Here is an 18,086-nt window from a genome sequence, read left to right on the forward strand (position 1 = left end):
ATTTCCCATCCCCTTCGTTACTTGCTCCCAGTGCGCCCTTGTTTAGACTCCGGTCATCCCACAAACAATAATAAGGGCCACCCATGACCACCCAACCACTGCCTGCCAGCAGTTGGCTGAACGCGCTTGCCCATCACGCCTGGCTCGCTGCCGAAGGCCAGCGCCTGCTGGCGTTTGCCAAGGCGTCTCGACTGCCCGATGGCTTTGGCAACCTGGACGACAAAGGCCGGCTGCCGGCCGATGCCCGCGCTGAAACCATGAACACCGCCCGCATGACTCACAGTTTCGCCATGGCCCACGCCATGGGGTTGCCTGGCTATGCCGAACTGATTGAACACGGGGTTGCCTCCCTCAACGGCCCGTTGCGCGACAGTGAGCATGGCGGCTGGTTCGCCGCACCCCACGCCGTCGACGGCAACCGTGGCAAGGCCGCGTACCTGCACGCCTTCGTGGCCCTGGCCGCCAGCTCTGCAGTGGTGGCGGGCGCTCCCGGCGCGCAACACTTGCTGAATGACGCCATCCATATCATCGACCAGTTCTTCTGGAGTGAAGAGGAGGGCGTGATGCTCGAGTCCTTTGCCCAGGACTGGAGCGGCGTCGAAGCCTATCGCGGCGCCAACAGCAACATGCACGCCACCGAAGCCTTCCTCGCCCTGGCCGATGTGACCGGCGATACACGTTGGTTGGACCGTGCGCTGCGGATCGTCGAGCGCGTGATCCATACCCATGCCGCCGGCAACCAGTTCATGGTGATCGAGCATTTCGATACAGGCTGGCAACCCTTGCTCGGTTACAACGAAGACAATCCCGCCGATGGCTTCCGCCCCTACGGCATTACCCCCGGCCATGGCTTCGAGTGGGCGCGGCTGGTGCTGCACCTTGAGGCCGCGCGTCTGCAAGCCGGGCTCGCCACACCCGAGTGGCTGGTGACCGACGCCAAAGGCCTGTTCGCCAGTGCCTGTGAGTACGCCTGGGCGGTGGATGGTGCCCCCGGCATCGTCTACACCCTCGACTGGAACCACCGCCCGGTGGTGCGCGAGCGCCTGCACTGGACTCACGCCGAAGCCAGCGCTGCTGCCCAGGCCCTGCTCAAACGCACCGGCGAATCGCATTACGAAACCTGGTACCGGCGCTTCTGGGAATTCTGCGAAACCCACTTCATCGACCGCATCAACGGCAGCTGGCATCACGAACTCAGCCCGCATAACCAACCCAGCAGCAAAATATGGGGCGGCAAGCCGGACCTGTACCATGCCTGGCAAGCGGTAGTGCTGCCTGCACTGCCCTTGGCACCCAGCATGGCCAGTGCCATCGGGGCTGGGCGCTATGTCACCAACTGGTGACATTTGTGCATCCCTTTGTTACCTGCGCCTCAAAAAACCCTGTTTAAACTCCGTGCAGCGCAAGCCTAAGACTTGCATGCATAACAACAAGAAAAGGTACTCAGATGAACGCGATTAATCGCCTCGCCGTCGCTATTTCCATTGCCTCGTTGTTTCCCCTCAGTGCATTTGCCGCCGACTCGAAAGGGACGGTTGAAGTTGTGCATTGGTGGACCTCGGGTGGTGAGAAGGCGGCTGTAGATGTCCTGAAGGCCCAAGTTGAAAAAGACGGCTTCACCTGGAAAGACGGTGCCGTCGCAGGTGGCGGTGGCGCCACGGCCATGACCGTGCTGAAAAGCCGCGCAGTCGCCGGCAACCCGCCAGGCGTTGCCCAGATCAAAGGCCCCGACATACAGGAATGGGCGTCCACCGGCCTGCTCGACACCGACGTGCTCAAGGACGTCGCCAAAGAAGAAAAGTGGGACTCCCTGCTCGACAAGAAAGTCTCCGATACCGTGAAGTACGACGGTGACTACGTTGCCGTACCGGTCAATATCCACCGCGTGAACTGGCTGTGGATCAACCCGGAAGTCTTCAAGAAAGCCGGTATCACCAAGAACCCGACCACCCTCGAAGAATTCTACGCCGCTGGCGACAAGCTGAAGAAAGCCGGCTTCATTCCGCTCGCCCATGGTGGCCAGCCTTGGCAGGACAGCACCGTGTTCGAGGCGGTGGTGCTTTCTGTGATGGGCGCCGATGGCTACAAGAAAGCCCTGGTCGACCTGGATAACGCTGCACTGACCGGCCCGGAAATGGTCAAGGCCCTGACCGAGCTGAAAAAAGTCGCGACCTACATGGACGTCGACGGCAAAGGCCAGGACTGGAACCTCGAAGCAGGCAAGGTCATCAACGGCAAGGCCGGCATGCAGATCATGGGTGACTGGGCCAAGTCCGAATGGACCGCCGCCAAGAAGGTCGCCGGCAAAGACTATGAGTGCGTAGCCTTCCCGGGTACCGACAAAGCCTTCACCTACAACATCGACTCCCTGGCGGTGTTCAAGCAGAAAGACAAAGGCACTGCGGCGGGTCAGCAGGACATTGCCAGAGTCGTGCTGGGTGAAAACTTCCAGAAAGTGTTCAGCATCAACAAGGGTTCGATCCCTGTGCGTAACGACATGCTGAACAAAATGGACTCGTACGGCTTCGACTCCTGCGCCCAGACCGCTGCCAAGGACTTCCTGGCAGACGCCAAGACCGGCGGCCTGCAGCCAAGCATGGCGCACAACATGGCCACGACCCTGGCGGTGCAAGGTGCATTCTTTGACGTTGTGACCAACTACATCAACGACCCGAAAGCCGACCCGGCCGACACCGCCAAGAAACTCGGCGCTGCGATCAAGTCCGCCAAGTAACGGTTGACCTTATGGGGGGGACTCCCTTGCCCCCCATAAGGCGTGTTCCTGTAGTCCTTTTTCCCTGTACTGGATTTTCCCATGAGTTCTGTTGCTGTGTTCAGCAAAGCCTCGCCGTTCGATGCACTGCAGCGCTGGCTACCCAAACTGGTGCTGGCGCCCAGCATGTTCATCGTGTTGGTGGGCTTCTACGGCTACATCCTGTGGACGTTTGTACTCTCGTTCACCAATTCCACGTTCCTGCCAAGCTACAAATGGGCGGGCCTTGCGCAATACGCGCGGTTGTTCGACAACGACCGCTGGTGGGTGGCGAGCAAGAACCTGGCGGTGTTTGGCGGGATGTTCATCGGCATCACCCTGGTTATCGGGGTGACCCTGGCGATCTTCCTCGACCAGAAAATCCGTCGTGAAGGCTTTATCCGCACCATTTACCTGTACCCGATGGCGCTCTCGATGATCGTCACCGGTACGGCCTGGAAATGGCTGCTCAACCCGGGCATGGGCCTGGACAAACTCCTGCGTGACTGGGGCTGGGAAGGCTTCCGTCTCGACTGGCTGATCGACCCGGACCGCGTGGTCTACTGCCTGGTGATCGCCGCTGTATGGCAAGCCTCGGGCTTTATCATGGCGATGTTCCTCGCCGGCCTGCGTGGCGTCGATCAGTCGATTATCCGTGCCGCCCAGATCGACGGCGCGAGCCTGCCACGCATCTACTGGAGCGTGGTGCTGCCCAGCCTGCGTCCGGTGTTCTTCAGTGCGGTGATGATCCTGGCGCACATTGCGATCAAGAGCTTCGACCTGGTGGCGGCAATGACTGCCGGCGGCCCGGGCTATTCGTCCGACCTGCCTGCCATGTTCATGTACTCGTTCACCTTCAGCCGTGGCCAGATGGGCATGGGTTCGGCCAGTGCGATCCTGATGCTCGGTGCGATCCTGGCGATCATCGTGCCTTACCTCTACTCCGAGCTGAGGACCAAACGTCATGACTAGTCTCGCCTCCAAATCACCTGTCAGCCTGAGTCGCATCGCGATCTACGCGGTGCTGATCCTCGCCGTGCTGCTGTACCTGGTGCCGCTGGTGGTGATGCTGCTGACCAGCTTCAAAACCCCGGAAGACATCAGCACCGGCAACCTGCTGAGCTGGCCGACCGTGGTCTCCGGCATCGGCTGGGTCAAGGCCTGGGCCACTGTGGACGGTTACTTCTGGAACTCGATCAAGATCACCGTTCCGGCCGTACTGATCTCCACCGCCATCGGTGCGTTGAACGGCTATGTGCTGTCGTTCTGGCGCTTCAAAGGCTCGCAGTTGTTCTTCGGCTTGCTGCTGTTCGGTTGCTTCCTGCCGTTCCAGACCGTGCTGCTGCCGGCGTCGTTCACCCTCGGCAAGATGGGCCTGGCCAGCACCACCACCGGCCTGGTGTTTGTGCACGTGGTCTATGGCCTGGCGTTCACCACGCTGTTTTTCCGTAACTACTACGTGAGCATCCCGGACGCGCTGATCAAGGCGGCACGCCTGGACGGTGCGGGATTCTTCACCATCTTCCGTCAGATCATTCTGCCGATGTCGACCCCGATCATCATGGTCTGCCTGATCTGGCAGTTCACCCAGATCTGGAACGACTTCCTGTTCGGCGTGGTGTTCTCCAGTGGCGATTCCCAGCCCATCACGGTGGCGCTGAACAACCTGGTCAACACCAGCACCGGGGCCAAGGAATATAACGTGGATATGGCGGCGGCGATGATCGCCGGGCTGCCGACCCTGCTGGTCTATGTGATCGCAGGCAAGTATTTCGTGCGCGGCCTCACGGCCGGCGCGGTCAAGGGGTAATCATGGCTACGCTTGAACTTCGCAATGTAAACAAGACCTATGGCGCCGGCCTGCCCGACACCTTGAAGAACATCGAACTGTCGATCAAGGAAGGCGAGTTCCTGATCCTGGTCGGCCCTTCAGGGTGCGGCAAATCCACGCTGATGAACTGCATCGCCGGCCTTGAGACCATCACCGGCGGCGCGATCATGATCGGCGACCAGGACGTGAGCGGCATGAGCCCCAAGGACCGGGACATCGCCATGGTGTTCCAGTCCTACGCGCTGTACCCGACCATGAGCGTGCGCGAGAACATCGAGTTCGGCCTCAAGATCCGCAAGATGGCCCAGGCGGATATCGACGCCGAAGTGGCGCGGGTTGCAAAACTGCTGCAGATCGAACACCTGCTCAACCGCAAGCCGGGCCAGCTCTCCGGCGGCCAGCAACAGCGCGTGGCCATGGGCCGTGCCCTGGCGCGTCGGCCGAAGATCTACCTGTTTGACGAGCCGCTGTCCAACCTCGACGCCAAGCTGCGCGTCGAGATGCGTACCGAAATGAAGCTGATGCACCAGCGCCTCAAGACCACCACGGTCTACGTGACCCACGACCAGATCGAAGCGATGACCCTGGGCGACAAAGTGGCGGTGATGAAGGACGGCATCATCCAACAATTTGGCACGCCGAAAGAAATTTACAACGACCCGGCCAACCTGTTTGTGGCAAGCTTTATCGGTTCACCTCCCATGAACTTCGTTCCTATGCGCCTAAAACGCAAGGAAGGTCGTTTGGTCGCGCTGCTCGACAGCGGCCAGGCCCGTTGCGAATTGCCATTAGGCATGAACGACGCAGGTCTGGAGGACCGTGATGTGATTCTGGGCCTGCGCCCGGAGCAGATCGTGTTGGCGGCGGGTGAGGGCAACGGCTCGTCGAGCATTCGTGCTGAAGTCCAGGTCACCGAACCGACCGGTCCGGACACCTTGGTGTTCGTGCAGCTCAATGACACCAAGGTCTGCTGCCGTTTGGCGCCGGATGTGGCGCCCCAGGTCGGCGAGACCCTGACCCTGCAATTTGATCCGGCCAAGGTATTGCTGTTCGACGCCAACACTGGCGAACGCCTAGGCACTGCTTCTTCATTGCCCGCACAGGGGCATGCCGACAACGTGGCCCAATTCAAAGGCCGCTGAAGCAGCTAAGTTGTTGTTTCAAATAAAAAAGTAACCCGCGTTAGATAAAAACAGTTTAATAACAATAAAGACGAGGATGTAGGGATGAAAAAGCAACACAACAACACTCGGCTGATCTGCCAAATGTCAGCTGCAGCAGCCCTGGTTTTGTCCGCCAATGCGATGGCGGCCGATGCATTCAGTGCTGATTCGAAGTGGATGACCGGCGATTGGGGTGGTGAGCGTACCAAGCTGATCGAGCAAGGTATCGACATCAAGGCTGACTACGTTGGGGAGATGGGCTACAACGCCAAGGGCGGTTACAACCACGACAAGACCGGTCGCTACTCTGACCAGTTCGGTCTCGGCGTGGCACTCGACCTGCAAAAACTGTGGGGCTGGGATAACACCCAGGCCAAGATCCAGTTGACCAACCGTAATGGCCAGAACATCTCCAACGACCGCATCGGCGATCCGCGTGCCGGCACCTTGAGCTCGTCTCAAGAAGTGTACGGCCGTGGCCATATGGTGCGTCTGACCCAGTTCTGGATCCAGCACCAGATGTTCGACAACAAGTTGGACGTGAAGCTTGGTTACTTCGGCGAAGGCGAAGACTTCAACACCTTCCCGTGCGACTTCCAGAACCTGTCGTTCTGCGGTTCGCAAGTGGGTAACTACGTCAACACCTGGTACAACTGGCCGGTCAGTCAGGCCGCGATCCGTGTGAAGTACAACATCACGCCTGAGCTGTATGCGCAGATCGGCGCGTACAACCAGAACCCCTCGCAGCTCGAACACGGTAATGGCTTCAAGCTCAGCGGCAGCGGTACCAAGGGCACCGTGATCCCAGTGGAATTGGTCTGGTCGCCGAAGGTCAACAACCTGCCGGGCGAATACCGTGTGGGTTACTACAAGAGCGCGGCTGATGCCTCTGACGTCCGTGAAGACATCAACGGCAATGATGCTGCGACCACCCGCGCCGCCTACCGTACCCGCAGCAGCAAGAAAGGCTACTGGTTCGTTGCTCAACAGCAACTCACCACCCATAACGGCGATGCCTCCCGCGGCCTGAACATCGCGGCCAACGCCACCTTCCACGATAAGGAAACCAACCTGGTCGACAACTATCAGTCGCTCATGCTGGTGTACAAAGGCCCATTCGACGCGCGTCCGAAAGATGACGTCGGCATTGGTGTCGCGCGCCTGCACGTCAACGATGACGTGAAGAAAAACTCTGAACTGCTCAACGCCGCCAATGGTGTGAGCGACTATGACAATCCTCTCTACACGCCGATCCGTGAGACCGAGTACAACGTTGAACTCAACTACGGCTTCCACGTCACCAACTGGCTGACCGTGCGTCCTAACCTGCAATACGTTGTCCAGCCTGGCGGCGTGGACAAAGTCGACAACGCGTTGGTGGCGGGCCTGAAAATTCAGTCTACGTTCTAACGCTGTTGCGATAAGCTCCTTCTCTCTGTGCGCATTTTGCGGGTAGCCATGGCTACCCGCTTTTTTTGGGTCGCACTGTGAAGACAATCAGGACCGTGGCACATGCATGAGCAACCGCTGCAACGCTTTTTCAAATCCCTGCGCGAGCGTCCGGTGTTCGCCTGGGAGCGTTTTCAGATGCGTGATGTGTTGGTGATCGATCATCCGCTGTGCCAGGCGGTGTTCAGTCGCCAGGGCGCGCAATTGCTGCACTTTCAGCCTACCGGCCAGAAACCGTGGTTGTGGTGTGCCGCCAAGTGGCCGCAAGTCGGCGCCATCCGTGGAGGCGTGCCGGTGTGCTGGCCGTGGTATGGCCGTCACCCGAGTGAAAATGCCTGGCCATCCCATGGCTGGGCGCGCTTGATCGACTGGAAATTGCTCGACAGCAGCACTGACGACGACGGTGTGCGCCTGCACTGGCAATTGCAGCTGTGCGACTGGCAGGTCGACCTGCACGCGCACCTGGGCGAAACCTTGGAGCTGCGCCTGAGCACCGAGCATCAGGATGAGTTGCCGTGCCAACTGAGCCATGCATTGCACGCTTACTGGCGTATTGGTCATGTTGATGAGATAGCGCTGTCTGGGCTCGACGGTGCGCAAGGTTACGACCAGCTCAACCGCCAGGTCTGCCAGCAGGAGGGTGAGTTGCGGGTAGAAGGCGGTTGCCAGCGGGTGTTCCAGCACGAAGGCGAATTGCAACTCAAGGACCACGCCTGGCAGCGCGAACTGTGCATCGACACCGGCGACAGCGCCGACACGGTGGTGTGGCATCCGGGCAGCCGACCGCTGTTGGGCGTGAGCTTCAACGAGGCGTCGGGGTTTGTGTGCGTGGAGTCGGCGATGGCCGGGGCGAGCCTGGCGCCGGGGGAGAGGGCGCATTTGAGTTTGCAGGCCAGGGCTGGGGTTTAGCGGGGTGGTTGATGGCCTCATCGGGGGCAAGCCCCCTCCCACACTTTGCTCTGTGAATACAGTCAAAATGTGGGAGGGGGCTTGCCCCCGATAAGGCCAGTACAGCCAACACAAAGGCAGGCCTAGTTGAACTCATCCCCCACCGGATACCGGCTGTCATTCAAACTCTCTTTGATCTTGCGCAAATGCGGCTGGAAATCCACCCCGCGACGCAAGGTCATGCCGGTGGCCAATACGTCCAGCACCGTCAACTGGATGATCCGCGAGGTCATCGGCATGTAGATGTCGGTGTCTTCTGGCAGTGGAATGTTCAGGCTCACCGTACTGGCCTTGGCCAGCGGCGAGTTTTCCGCGGTCACGCCCAACACTGAAGCGCCGTTTCCACGGGCGATGCGCGCCACTTCCACCAGTTCACGGGTACGCCCGGTGTAGGAAATGATCACGAACAACTCGCCGGTGTGTGCCACCGAGGCGATCATGCGCTGCATCAGCACGTCGGCATGGGCGGTGACCGCCAGGTTGAAGCGGAAGAACTTGTGCAGCGCATCCATCGCCACCGGGGCCGAAGCGCCCAGGCCGAAGAAGTGGATCTGCCGCGCCTGGATCAACAGGTCCACGGCCTTGCTGATCAGGGCCGGGTCCAGGGCCTGGCAGGCGCTGTCGAGCGACGCGATGGCGCTGCCAAAGATCTTCTGGGTGTAGGCCTCGGGGTTATCATCGGCTTCCACTGCGCGGCTGACATACGCCGCGCCGCTGGCCAGGCTTTGCGCCAGCTGCAATTTCAGTTCAGGGTAGCCGCTCACGCCGAACGAACGGCAGAAACGGTTGACCGTCGGTTCACTGACCGAGGCGGCCTGGGCAAGGGCGGCGATGGAGAAGCGGGTCGCCTGCTGCGGGTTGAGCAGGATGACCTCGGCAACTTTTTTCTCGGCCTTGTTCAATTCTTCGAGGCGGTTCTGGATCTGTTCCAGAAGATTTCGCACGCGGTCCATTCAGTCTTTCCTTCGGGCGACGATGCAAATTAGGGTGGCAACCAATCGACGAGTGGCCTTTTGCGGTGGCCTATCCTACTGAGGGTAGCTGAACACCACCACTCGGAATGCGTATTTCGGGAAAATGTTGTGGTTATTACTACATTTTTCCTTGAGTGATGCCTTGAAAAAAGGTATTTGTAGCTTAACTTGATAAAAGAACAAACATCATGCCTTCGATAACCGTAGAACCCTGCACCTTTGCCCTGTTTGGCGCCTTGGGTGATCTGGCGCTGCGCAAGTTATTTCCTGCCCTCTATCAACTCGATGGCGCCGCGCTCCTGCACGACGACACGCGCATCCTGGCCCTGGCCCGCGAAGCCGGTTCCGAGCAACAGCACCTGGCGCACATTGAAAAAGAACTGCGTAAATACGTCGGCAAGGAACTGGACGAAACCATCGCCCAGCGTTTCCTGGCGCGCCTGACCTATGTTCACGTCGACTTCATGAAAGCCGATGACTACGTGGCCCTGGCGGAAGTCGCCGGCACCGAACAACGCTTGATCGCCTACTTCGCCACACCGGCGGCGGTGTACGGCGCTATCTGCGAGAACCTGTCCAAGGTCGGCCTGGCGGACAACACCCGCGTGGTGCTGGAGAAACCGATTGGTTCGGACCTGGAGTCCTCGCGCAAGGTCAACGACGCCGTGGCCCAGTTCTTCCCGGAGAACCGCACCTACCGTATCGACCACTATCTGGGCAAAGAGACCGTCCAGAACCTGATCGCCCTGCGTTTCGCCAACAGCCTGTTCGAAACCCAGTGGAACCAGAATTACATCTCCCACGTGGAAATCACCGTGGCCGAGCAGGTCGGTATCGAAGGCCGTTGGGGCTACTTCGACAAGGCCGGCCAGCTGCGCGACATGATCCAGAACCACTTGCTGCAGCTGCTATGCCTGATCGCCATGGACCCGCCGGCCGATCTGTCCGCCGACAGCATCCGTGACGAGAAGGTCAAGGTGCTCAAGGCCCTGGCGCCGATCAGCCCGGACGGCCTGACCACCCAGGTGGTGCGCGGCCAGTACATTGCCGGCTACAGCGCCGGCAAGCCGGTGCCGGGGTACCTGGAAGAAGAGAACTCCAACACCCAGAGCGACACCGAGACCTTCGTTGCCCTGCGTGCCGATATCCGCAACTGGCGTTGGGCGGGGGTGCCGTTCTACCTGCGCACCGGCAAGCGCATGCCGCAGAAGCTGTCGCAGATCGTCATCCACTTCAAGGAACCGTCCCACTACATCTTTGCCCCCGAGCAGCGCCTGCAGATCAGCAACAAACTGATCATCCGCCTGCAACCGGACGAGGGCATTTCCTTGCGCGTGATGACCAAGGAGCAGGGCCTGGACAAGGGCATGCAACTGCGCAGCGGCCCGTTGCAATTGAATTTTTCCGACACCTACCGCAGCGCCCGTATCCCGGATGCCTACGAGCGGTTGTTGCTGGAAGTGATGCGCGGCAATCAGAACCTGTTTGTTCGCAAAGATGAAATCGAAGCCGCGTGGAAGTGGTGTGACCAGCTGATCGCCGGGTGGAAAAAATCCGGTGATGCGCCCAAGCCGTACGCGGCCGGGTCCTGGGGGCCGATGAGCTCGATTGCACTGATCACGCGGGATGGGAGGTCGTGGTATGGCGATATCTGATTTGAAACTGCCCCAGGGCGTAACCCCTCACGAGTACCGCACCCCGGTGCTGTTGGCGGAAGGCCTGGCCAATGACGTGGCCGAGCAACTGCGCACGGCCATCAGTGCCCGTGGTGAAGCGACCCTGGTGGTGTCCGGTGGCCGCAGCCCCGTGGCGTTTTTCCAACACCTGGCCAAGCAGGGCCTGGACTGGTCCAAGGTCACCATCACCCTGGCCGACGAGCGCTGGGTGCCAGTGGAACATGCCGACAGCAATGCCGGCCTGTTGAAGCAGCACCTGCTGCAAGGCCCGGCGGCCAAGGCCAGGTTCTTGAGCCTGTACAGCGCCGCGGCCAATCTTGAAGACGCAGCCGAGCAGGCCGATCGCCTGCTGGCCGAATTGCCAGCCATTGACGTGCTGGTGCTGGGCATGGGCGATGACGGCCACACCGCATCGCTGTTCCCCGACAGTCCCAACCTGGGCGAAGCGTTGAAGGCCGACGGTACCCGCCGTTGCTGGCCGATGCTGGCGCCGACCGTGCCGCACCAGCGCCTGACGATGAGTCGCGCGCTGCTGGCCACGGCGAACTACACCGTACTGTCGATTTCCGGCAGTTCGAAATTGACCACCTTGAGCGCCGCGCTGGCCAGCGATGACGTCGCTGCCATGCCGATTCGCGCGTTTCTGCAACCTACATTAGAGATTTACTGGTGCCCATGAGCCAAGGATCAGCCGCTATGAAAAGCCCTCAACCGACCGTGTCCATGGCGGATAAAGTTGCCTTGATCGACAGCCTCTGCGCCAAGGCGCGGATCCTGCCGGTGATCACCATCGCCCGCGAACAGGACATCCTGCCGCTGGCCGATGCCCTGGCAGCCGGCGGTTTGACCGCACTGGAAGTGACCCTGCGTTCGGAGTTCGGCCTCAAGGCCATTCAGGTACTGCGCGAACAACGCCCTGAACTGTGCACCGGTGCCGGCACCGTGCTGGACCGTCACATGCTCGAAGCGGCCGAAGTGGCCGGCTCGCAATTCATCGTCACCCCCGGCATCACCCGCGACTTGCTGGAAGCTTCGGTACACAGCCCGATCCCGCTGCTGCCGGGCATCAGCAATGCCTCCGGCATCATGGAAGGCTATGGCCTGGGTTATCGCCGCTTCAAGCTGTTCCCGGCGGAAGTCAGCGGCGGCGTGGCGGCGATCAAGGCCTTGGGCGGCCCGTTTGGCGAAGTGAAATTCTGCCCGACCGGCGGCGTGGGCCCGGCCAACATCAAAAACTACATGGCGTTGAAAAACGTGATGTGCGTGGGCGGTAGCTGGATGCTCGACCCGGAATGGGTCAAGAACGGCGACTGGGCCCGTATCCAGGAAGTTACCGCACAGGCGCTGGCCCTGCTGGATTGATCTGCTTTTACTGAATCGTTGTTGCTGTGCTTGACGGCATTTTTGCGGTGCACTTGGTCGGTGTACCGCTTTTTTTTGTCTGTAGAAAAGGCGCTTAGCCGACGCTCAACTCGGTGATGGCTTTGACCAGCACGGCGATCTCGGTTGCCGACGTCACCAGCCCCGGCGTCACCCGGATACAGGTGCCGAACGACGCACCGGTTCGAGTAGTGACAAACAGGTTGTAGTCCTTGAGCAGTCTATCGACCATCGCCTGCTGATCCCGCCCGCTGAACTTGAACGCCGTAATCCCGCAATACACCCTCGGATCATCCGGCGTCAGCACCTCGATCCCCGGCAATGCCCGCACCTGGCTGACCCACAGGTCCCGCAGGTAATTCACCCGTGCGCCTTTTGCCGCCGAGCCACCTAATTGGCGATGCTCTTCAAACACCAGCGGCAAGGTCATCAGCGCCGGAAAGTTCGGCGTGCTGTAGGACGTACGTGCACGCACATCGGTGGCGGGGTAGTGAAACTCACCCATGTCCGGGTCGATATCGGCCAGACGCTCCGGGGCGATGTACAGGAAGCCCAGGGTCAGTGGCGCGCCGATCCATTTGTGCAGGTTGAAGCCGGCAAACTGAATGCCCAGCTCGGCCAGGTTGAACTCGATCTGGCCCAGGGCATGGGCACCGTCGAGGATCACGTCCACGCCATGCTCGCGCGCCGCCCTGGCGACCGCTTCGACGGGCATCACCAGGCCGGTGCGGTGGGTGACGTGGGTCAGCGCCATCAGCTTCAGACGTGGGTACTGGACGAACGCATCAAGATACGTCTGCACCAGGCTGTCGAAACTGGCAGGGTTTGTGTGGGAAAGTTCGATCACCTCCACCCCGCGAACGCCGGCCAGCCAACGCATGGCACCCTTGACCGTGTCGTACTCCAGGTCACTGATCAGCACCTGGTCGCCCGGTTGCAGGCGGTTGTAGTTGCGGATCAGTGATTGCAAGGCTTCGGTGGCGTTGCGGGTAAAGGCCACCGACTCCGGGGCCACATCAATCAGCTCGGCCAGTTGCCGACGAATCTCGACGTTCTCGCCTTGCTCGAAGCGCTGGCGCACATGCAGCGAATTACTCCGGTTGATAAGCGCAACCTGGTCCAGGTAATGGGATTGCACCGTTCGGCTCATACGCCCGAAGTAACCGTTTTCCAGGTTGATCGGGCCGGGCTCCAAGGCGTAGCGCTCGGAAACGACCTGCCAATGTTGTTCGTTGTCAGCGTTGCGTGGCATTGGGAGCTCTCAATGGCGCGGGGCGGGTTTGCCGTGTTTGGCACGTAGCGGTTCGAGTAACTCGGACAATCCGTTGCTGTCGATTTCCTGCATCAACGCCAACAAGCCGCCGAGTTCGCCGTGGGGGAAACCTTCACGGGCGAACCAGTTGAGGTAGGGGCCGGGCAGGTCGGCGATGATCCGTCCCTTGTATTTGCCGAAGGGCATTTCGCGGGTGATCAGCAGTGCGAGTTTTTCGGGATTCATGAAGGCTCGGAAGGTTGAGTCGTGACCTTGGAAAATACAGGCATTCTGCATGAAGGCCAAATGACAGATCATGCAAATAACATACATACAGATGGTTCAATTAATCTTAAGTGATTGAAATATATATGTATTTTGTTTTTTTAAAACCTGGCACGGGCGCTGCAATCACTAAGACAACCTTCTAACCCGTACAAGGAATTGAAAAATGACTGACATCAATAAAGAATCGATCTCCGTACTGAACGACCTGATCGAAACCAGCATCGACGGCCAAAAGGGTTTCAAGGAGTGCGCTGAAGACATCAAGCACCCAGAGCTCAAAGCCCTGTTCGCCAAGCGTTCCGCCGACTGCGCCACCGCTGCCGCCGAGCTGAAAACCGCCGTGCGTGCCCTGGGTGGCGATCCGGAAGATTCCGGCAGCGTTGCTGGCGCTTTGCACCGTGGTTGGGTCGACGTGAAGTCGATGCTCACCGGTAAAGATGAAGAAGCGGTGCTGAACGAAGCCGAGCGCGGTGAAGACCACGCACTGAAGGCTTACAAGGAAGCGATCGAGAAGATCAACAAGCACAACCTGCTGGGCATTCGTGACCTGGTTGAGCGTCAGTACCACGGCGTGCAACGCAACCACGACCAGGTGAAAGCTCTGCGTAACCAGGCTCGCGCTCAGTCGTAAGCCCTGCGCTGTAAAAGAATGTGGGAGGGGGCTTGCCCCCGATAGCAGTGCCTCAGTCATTGAAATATCGACTGATCTACCGCTATCGGGAGCAAGCCCCCTCCCACATTTGTCTTGCGTAGACTTCAGCCAATGCTGATCGGCGGCAACTCGGTCAGCGTCACCACCTGCTGCTTGCGCGGCGCCAGGATTTCCGCCTCGCCATCCACCACCAACTCATCGCGCTGGTTGAACACACGCGTGGCGATGCGCACGCGGAACTTTGGCAGCTTCTCGAGGATTTCCAGGCGCACGGTCAGGGTGTCGCCGATTTTCACTGGCTTCTGGAAGCTCATCTGCTGGCCGATGTAGATCGTGCCCGGCCCAGGCAGCTCGCAGGCAACGGCTGCGCTGATCAGGGCACCGCTGAACATGCCGTGGGCGATACGCTCCTTGAACATGGTCGCCTTGGCGTACTCGGCATCCAGGTGCACCGGGTTGTGGTCGCCGGACATGGCGGCGAACAGCTGGATATCACGCTCCTCCACCAACTTGCTGTAACTGGCGGTCTGGCCGACTTCGAGGGCTTCGTACGGGGTGTTGGTTACCTGGGTCATCTAAACGTGCATCCTGTGGCTAATCGGTAATTTAACTGACTGATTTTAATCGAAAATTTATTCGCAGCGCGTCGGTCTGCGCAAGGTCAGGGCCTGGCCGAGCCAGCTCAGTACATCCGCCGTGACTTCATCACGGTTGGTTTCGTTGAACACTTCATGGCGCGCCTGCGGGTAGATATTCAGTTGCAGGTGCTGGCAGCCCGCTTCACGCAGGGCGTCGGCCAGGCTGTTGAGACGCTTGCCTTCGCTCACCGGATCACATTCGCCACCCATCACCAGGATCGGCAGGCCCGGGTCGATCTGCGCGAGATTGGACGCTTTGCTGATTTGCTGCAAGCCGCCGAGCAGGTCGATCCACAGCTGGTTGGTGCAGCGGAACCCGCACAGTGGGTCGTTGATGTACTTGTCCACTTCGGCCGGGTCACGGCTGAGCCAATCGAAAGCGGTGCGATTGGGTTTGAACGCCTTGTTGAACGATCCAAACGACAGGAAATCGATCAGCGCACTGCGCCCGCGCAATCCCTGGCGCAGTCGTTCGACCCGTGCGATCAATCGCGCCGCGCGGTACAGCGCCACCGGCTGGAAATTCGAACCGCTGAGAATCGCCCCATCCAGGCTGGCGCTGTGGTGCAGCAGATAGGCCTGGGCGATATAGCTGCCCATGCTGTGCCCCAGCAAGATGATCGGCAACCCCGGCTGCTGCTGGCCGATGTGCTGGTTGAGGCTGGCGAGGTCGCCCACCACCTTGTTCCAGCCGTCGTGCTCGGCGTACAGGCCCAGGGTGCCTTCGTCGGCGGTGCGGCCGTGACCCCGTTGGTCCGGCGCATATAAACCGTAGCCAGCGTCGCACAGGGCTTGCGCCAGGCGCGCATAGCGCCCGCTGTGCTCGGCCATGCCATGGGACAGCATCACCAGCGCCCTGGGCGGACCGTCGGGCATCCATTGATTGACGTACAGGCGGCTGCGGTCATTCGCGGTCAGCCAGAAGGAGGTGTGGTTCATGGCGGTTCCTTTGCTCAAGGTCTGCTCAAGGTCTGCTCAGCGTCGTTGCAGTGTATAGCTCATCCGCACGGCTGCGTCTGATCAGTGCGAAGCCTTGTAGGAAGATTCACGCAATTAATGACGCTCTTTCCTGTATTTGCCTGTTTGGCCATAGCTGCTAACGTCCCCAAAGCTCCGCTTTTCATAGCAGTCAGAAAGCGGCCGGACACACTCAGGTAAGAGGACAAGAATAATGCAACCTGATTTCTGGAATGACAAACGCGCAGCGGGCGTTCCCAACGACATTGACCTCTCTGCCTACAAGTCGGTGATCGAAGTCTTCGAGCGCTCCTGCAAGGCCTTCGCCGACCGTCCGGCATTCAGCAACATGGGCATCACCCTGACCTACGCCGAACTGGAACGCCAGAGCGCCGCGTTCGCCGGCTACCTGCAACAGCACACCGACCTCAAGCCGGGCGAGCGCATCGCGGTGCAGATGCCCAACGTGCTGCATTACCCGATTGCGGTGTTCGGCGCCTTGCGCGCCGGGCTGATCGTGGTCAATACCAACCCGCTTTACACCCCGCGCGAGATGCGTCACCAGTTCAAGGACGCCGGCGTGCGTGCGCTGGTCTACCTCAACCTGTTCGGTTCGCGGGTGCAGGAGGTGTGCAGCGACACCGAGATCGACTACCTGATCGAAGCCAAGATGGGCGACTTCATGCCCGCTGCCAAAGGGTGGCTGATCAACACGGTGGTCGACAAGGTCAAGAAGATGGTGCCGGCCTACAACCTGCCGCGCGCGGTGTCATTCAAGCGCGCCCTGCACATGGGCGCGGGCCTGGGCGTGACCCGCCACCCCGTCACACTGGACGACATCGCGGTGCTGCAATACACCGGCGGCACCACCGGCCTGGCCAAGGGCGCGATGCTCACCCATGGCAACCTGGTGGCGAACATGCAACAGGTGCGCGCCTGTATGTCCCAGACCGGCGATGACGGTCATCCGCTGATCAAGGAAGGGCAGGAGGTGATGATCGCGCCGCTGCCGCTTTACCATATCTATGCCTTCACGGCGAATTGCATGTGCATGATGGTCTCGGGCAATCACAACGTGCTGATCACCAATCCGCGAGACATCGGCGGCTTCATCAAGGAACTGAAAAAGTGGCGGTTCACCGGGCTGCTGGGGCTCAACACGCTATTTGTGGCGTTGATGGACCACCCGGACTTCAAGACCCTGGACTTCTCCCACCTCAAGCTCACCAATTCCGGCGGCACTGCGCTGATCAAGGCCACGGCCGAACGCTGGCAGCAGATTACCGGTTGCGCGATTGGCGAGGGTTATGGCCTGACAGAAACCTCACCGGTGGCCAGCACCAACCCCTACGGCAGCAAATCCCGCCTGGGGACGGTGGGCATTCCGGTGCCGGGCACGGCGATGAAAGTGATCGATGATCAGGGTGTCGAGCTGCCATTGGGCGAGCGCGGAGAACTGTGTATCAAGGGCCCGCAGGTGATGAAGGGCTACTGGCAGCAGCCGGCCGCCACCTCCGAGGCGCTGGACGCCGAAGGCTGGCTCAAGACCGGTGATATCGCGGTGATCGATGACGATGGCTTTGTGCGCATCGTTGACCGTAAGAAAGACTTGATCATCGTCTCGGGCTTCAACGTGTATCCCAACGAAATCGAGGATGTCGTGATGGCCCACCCGGCAGTGGCCAACTGCGCGGTGATCGGCGTGCCGGATGAACGCACGGGGGAGGCGGTGAAGCTGTTCGTGGTGGCGCGTGCCCAAGGGGTGAGCCTTGAAGAGTTGAAGGCATACTGCAAGACCAACTTCACGGGATACAAGGTGCCCAAGCACATCGTGTTGCGCGACTCGTTACCGATGACGCCGGTGGGCAAGATCTTGCGGCGTGAGTTGCGCGATATCGCTTGACCTGAAATATGCTGAAAAAAAGTGGGAGGGGGCTTGCCCCCGATGGCGGTGGGTCAGTCACCAGATGCGTAGACTGAACCACTGCCATCGGGGGCAAGCCCCCTCCCACATTTGTACTGTGTTGTTCTGAAAGCCCCGTTCCAGAGCCATCTATGCCGCTATTTCAGCTTGGTTTAAAGTGTGACCAAATATTGTAGGACAGTCGTGTTTATGACCGTGACCC

17 protein-coding genes are annotated in these 18,086 nt (G+C 60.0%); 12 read left to right on the forward strand and 5 right to left on the reverse strand.

What is annotated here, in order from left to right:
* The first annotated feature begins 83 nt into the window (after positions 1–83).
* The 7 genes from BM017_RS18545 (at position 84) to BM017_RS18575 (ending at position 8,104) form a co-directional block, all read left to right on the forward strand.
* On the forward strand, positions 84–1,343 hold the full coding sequence (locus BM017_RS18545; RefSeq protein WP_092246981.1) for a D-mannose isomerase: 1,260 nt from the start codon (positions 84–86) through the stop codon (positions 1,341–1,343).
* A 104-nt stretch (positions 1,344–1,447) separates the two neighbouring features.
* Complete coding sequence (locus tag BM017_RS18550; protein ID WP_092246984.1) at positions 1,448–2,734, forward strand: ABC transporter substrate-binding protein; 1,287 nt, start codon at positions 1,448–1,450, stop codon at positions 2,732–2,734.
* 81 nt (positions 2,735–2,815) lie between these two features.
* Positions 2,816–3,724: a carbohydrate ABC transporter permease gene (locus tag BM017_RS18555; protein ID WP_071489442.1), complete on the forward strand. Its 909-nt coding sequence runs from the start codon at positions 2,816–2,818 to the stop codon at positions 3,722–3,724.
* Positions 3,717–4,562 carry a carbohydrate ABC transporter permease gene (locus BM017_RS18560; protein WP_071489443.1) on the forward strand — a complete coding sequence of 282 codons (846 nt, stop codon included), beginning with the start codon at positions 3,717–3,719 and terminating at the stop codon, positions 4,560–4,562. The genes BM017_RS18555 and BM017_RS18560 overlap by 8 nt, the downstream gene beginning before the upstream one ends.
* A gap of 2 nt (positions 4,563–4,564) precedes the next feature.
* The gene (locus BM017_RS18565; RefSeq protein WP_071489444.1) at positions 4,565–5,725 is read left to right on the forward strand and encodes an ABC transporter ATP-binding protein; all 1,161 of its coding nucleotides are present in this window, start codon (positions 4,565–4,567) and stop codon (positions 5,723–5,725) included.
* Between the two features lie 84 nt (positions 5,726–5,809).
* A complete protein-coding gene (locus BM017_RS18570; protein WP_071489445.1) occupies positions 5,810–7,156 on the forward strand; it encodes a carbohydrate porin in 1,347 nt (448 codons plus the stop codon).
* Positions 7,157–7,258: 102 nt separating this feature from the next.
* Complete coding sequence (locus tag BM017_RS18575; protein WP_071489446.1) at positions 7,259–8,104, forward strand: D-hexose-6-phosphate mutarotase; 846 nt, start codon at positions 7,259–7,261, stop codon at positions 8,102–8,104.
* Positions 8,105–8,226: 122 nt separating this feature from the next.
* Here BM017_RS18575 and BM017_RS18580 read toward each other — a convergent pair whose 3' ends face one another.
* On the reverse strand, positions 8,227–9,087 hold the full coding sequence (locus tag BM017_RS18580; protein ID WP_170856097.1) for a MurR/RpiR family transcriptional regulator: 861 nt from the start codon (positions 9,085–9,087) through the stop codon (positions 8,227–8,229).
* 218 nt (positions 9,088–9,305) lie between these two features.
* On the opposite strand from BM017_RS18580, the gene zwf reads away from it, so the two are divergent.
* The 3 genes from zwf to BM017_RS18595 are packed head-to-tail and all read left to right on the forward strand — an operon-like array spanning position 9,306 to position 12,155.
* Complete coding sequence (gene zwf, locus BM017_RS18585) at positions 9,306–10,772, forward strand: glucose-6-phosphate dehydrogenase (RefSeq protein WP_092246987.1); 1,467 nt, start codon at positions 9,306–9,308, stop codon at positions 10,770–10,772.
* Positions 10,759–11,472, forward strand: coding sequence for a 6-phosphogluconolactonase (gene pgl / locus BM017_RS18590; RefSeq protein ID WP_071489448.1), 714 nt, complete (start codon positions 10,759–10,761; stop codon positions 11,470–11,472). Before zwf ends, pgl begins: the two co-directional genes overlap by 14 nt.
* Positions 11,473–11,489: 17 nt before the next feature.
* Positions 11,490–12,155, forward strand: a complete 666-nt coding sequence (locus BM017_RS18595) for a bifunctional 4-hydroxy-2-oxoglutarate aldolase/2-dehydro-3-deoxy-phosphogluconate aldolase (RefSeq protein WP_026013852.1) — start codon at positions 11,490–11,492, stop codon at positions 12,153–12,155.
* A 94-nt stretch (positions 12,156–12,249) separates the two neighbouring features.
* Here the strand turns inward: BM017_RS18595 and BM017_RS18600 are convergent, their stop codons facing one another.
* Positions 12,250–13,425 (reverse strand): aminotransferase class V-fold PLP-dependent enzyme, encoded by a 1,176-nt coding sequence (locus tag BM017_RS18600; protein ID WP_092246990.1) that lies wholly within the window; start codon positions 13,423–13,425, stop codon positions 12,250–12,252.
* Between the two features lie 9 nt (positions 13,426–13,434).
* Entirely contained in the window at positions 13,435–13,671 is a 237-nt protein-coding gene (locus BM017_RS18605) for a DUF3820 family protein (RefSeq protein WP_092247157.1), read from the reverse strand.
* Positions 13,672–13,876: 205 nt separating this feature from the next.
* Here BM017_RS18605 and BM017_RS18610 point away from each other — a divergent pair, with 205 nt between their 5' ends.
* Complete coding sequence (locus tag BM017_RS18610) at positions 13,877–14,344, forward strand: ferritin-like domain-containing protein (protein ID WP_010208206.1); 468 nt, start codon at positions 13,877–13,879, stop codon at positions 14,342–14,344.
* A 125-nt stretch (positions 14,345–14,469) separates the two neighbouring features.
* Here the strand turns inward: BM017_RS18610 and BM017_RS18615 are convergent, their stop codons facing one another.
* Together BM017_RS18615 and BM017_RS18620 are read right to left on the reverse strand one after the other, a co-directional pair.
* Positions 14,470–14,940 (reverse strand): MaoC family dehydratase, encoded by a 471-nt coding sequence (locus tag BM017_RS18615; protein WP_010208208.1) that lies wholly within the window; start codon positions 14,938–14,940, stop codon positions 14,470–14,472.
* A gap of 57 nt (positions 14,941–14,997) precedes the next feature.
* Positions 14,998–15,942, reverse strand: a complete 945-nt coding sequence (locus BM017_RS18620) for an alpha/beta hydrolase (protein ID WP_092246993.1) — start codon at positions 15,940–15,942, stop codon at positions 14,998–15,000.
* 232 nt (positions 15,943–16,174) lie between these two features.
* Here BM017_RS18620 and fadD2 point away from each other — a divergent pair, with 232 nt between their 5' ends.
* Positions 16,175–17,863 (forward strand): long-chain-fatty-acid--CoA ligase FadD2, encoded by a 1,689-nt coding sequence (gene fadD2, locus BM017_RS18625; protein WP_092246996.1) that lies wholly within the window; start codon positions 16,175–16,177, stop codon positions 17,861–17,863.
* The last annotated feature ends 223 nt before the right edge of the window (positions 17,864–18,086 follow it).

This window comes from Pseudomonas sp. NFPP04, from assembly GCF_900113815.1.
In the GTDB taxonomy this organism is placed as follows: domain Bacteria; phylum Pseudomonadota; class Gammaproteobacteria; order Pseudomonadales; family Pseudomonadaceae; genus Aquipseudomonas; species Aquipseudomonas extremorientalis.

Excerpts from the sequence above, each read along its gene's own strand:
- BM017_RS18560 (WP_071489443.1), top strand. The coding sequence starts at position 3,717 with ATGACTAGTCTCGCCTCCAAATCACCTGTCAGCCTGAGTCGCATCGCG.
- BM017_RS18565 (WP_071489444.1), top strand. The coding sequence starts at position 4,565 with ATGGCTACGCTTGAACTTCGCAATGTAAACAAGACCTATGGCGCCGGC.
- BM017_RS18570 (WP_071489445.1), top strand. The coding sequence starts at position 5,810 with ATGAAAAAGCAACACAACAACACTCGGCTGATCTGCCAAATGTCAGCT.
- BM017_RS18600 (WP_092246990.1), bottom strand. The coding sequence starts at position 13,425 with ATGCCACGCAACGCTGACAACGAACAACATTGGCAGGTCGTTTCCGAG.
- BM017_RS18605 (WP_092247157.1), bottom strand. The coding sequence starts at position 13,671 with ATGAATCCCGAAAAACTCGCACTGCTGATCACCCGCGAAATGCCCTTC.
- BM017_RS18595 (WP_026013852.1), top strand. The coding sequence starts at position 11,490 with ATGAAAAGCCCTCAACCGACCGTGTCCATGGCGGATAAAGTTGCCTTG.
- BM017_RS18610 (WP_010208206.1), top strand. The coding sequence starts at position 13,877 with ATGACTGACATCAATAAAGAATCGATCTCCGTACTGAACGACCTGATC.
- BM017_RS18550 (WP_092246984.1), top strand. The coding sequence starts at position 1,448 with ATGAACGCGATTAATCGCCTCGCCGTCGCTATTTCCATTGCCTCGTTG.
- BM017_RS18555 (WP_071489442.1), top strand. The coding sequence starts at position 2,816 with ATGAGTTCTGTTGCTGTGTTCAGCAAAGCCTCGCCGTTCGATGCACTG.
- pgl (WP_071489448.1), top strand. The coding sequence starts at position 10,759 with ATGGCGATATCTGATTTGAAACTGCCCCAGGGCGTAACCCCTCACGAG.
- BM017_RS18615 (WP_010208208.1), bottom strand. The coding sequence starts at position 14,940 with ATGACCCAGGTAACCAACACCCCGTACGAAGCCCTCGAAGTCGGCCAG.
- zwf (WP_092246987.1), top strand. The coding sequence starts at position 9,306 with ATGCCTTCGATAACCGTAGAACCCTGCACCTTTGCCCTGTTTGGCGCC.
- BM017_RS18545 (WP_092246981.1), top strand. The coding sequence starts at position 84 with ATGACCACCCAACCACTGCCTGCCAGCAGTTGGCTGAACGCGCTTGCC.
- BM017_RS18575 (WP_071489446.1), top strand. The coding sequence starts at position 7,259 with ATGCATGAGCAACCGCTGCAACGCTTTTTCAAATCCCTGCGCGAGCGT.
- fadD2 (WP_092246996.1), top strand. The coding sequence starts at position 16,175 with ATGCAACCTGATTTCTGGAATGACAAACGCGCAGCGGGCGTTCCCAAC.
- BM017_RS18620 (WP_092246993.1), bottom strand. The coding sequence starts at position 15,942 with ATGAACCACACCTCCTTCTGGCTGACCGCGAATGACCGCAGCCGCCTG.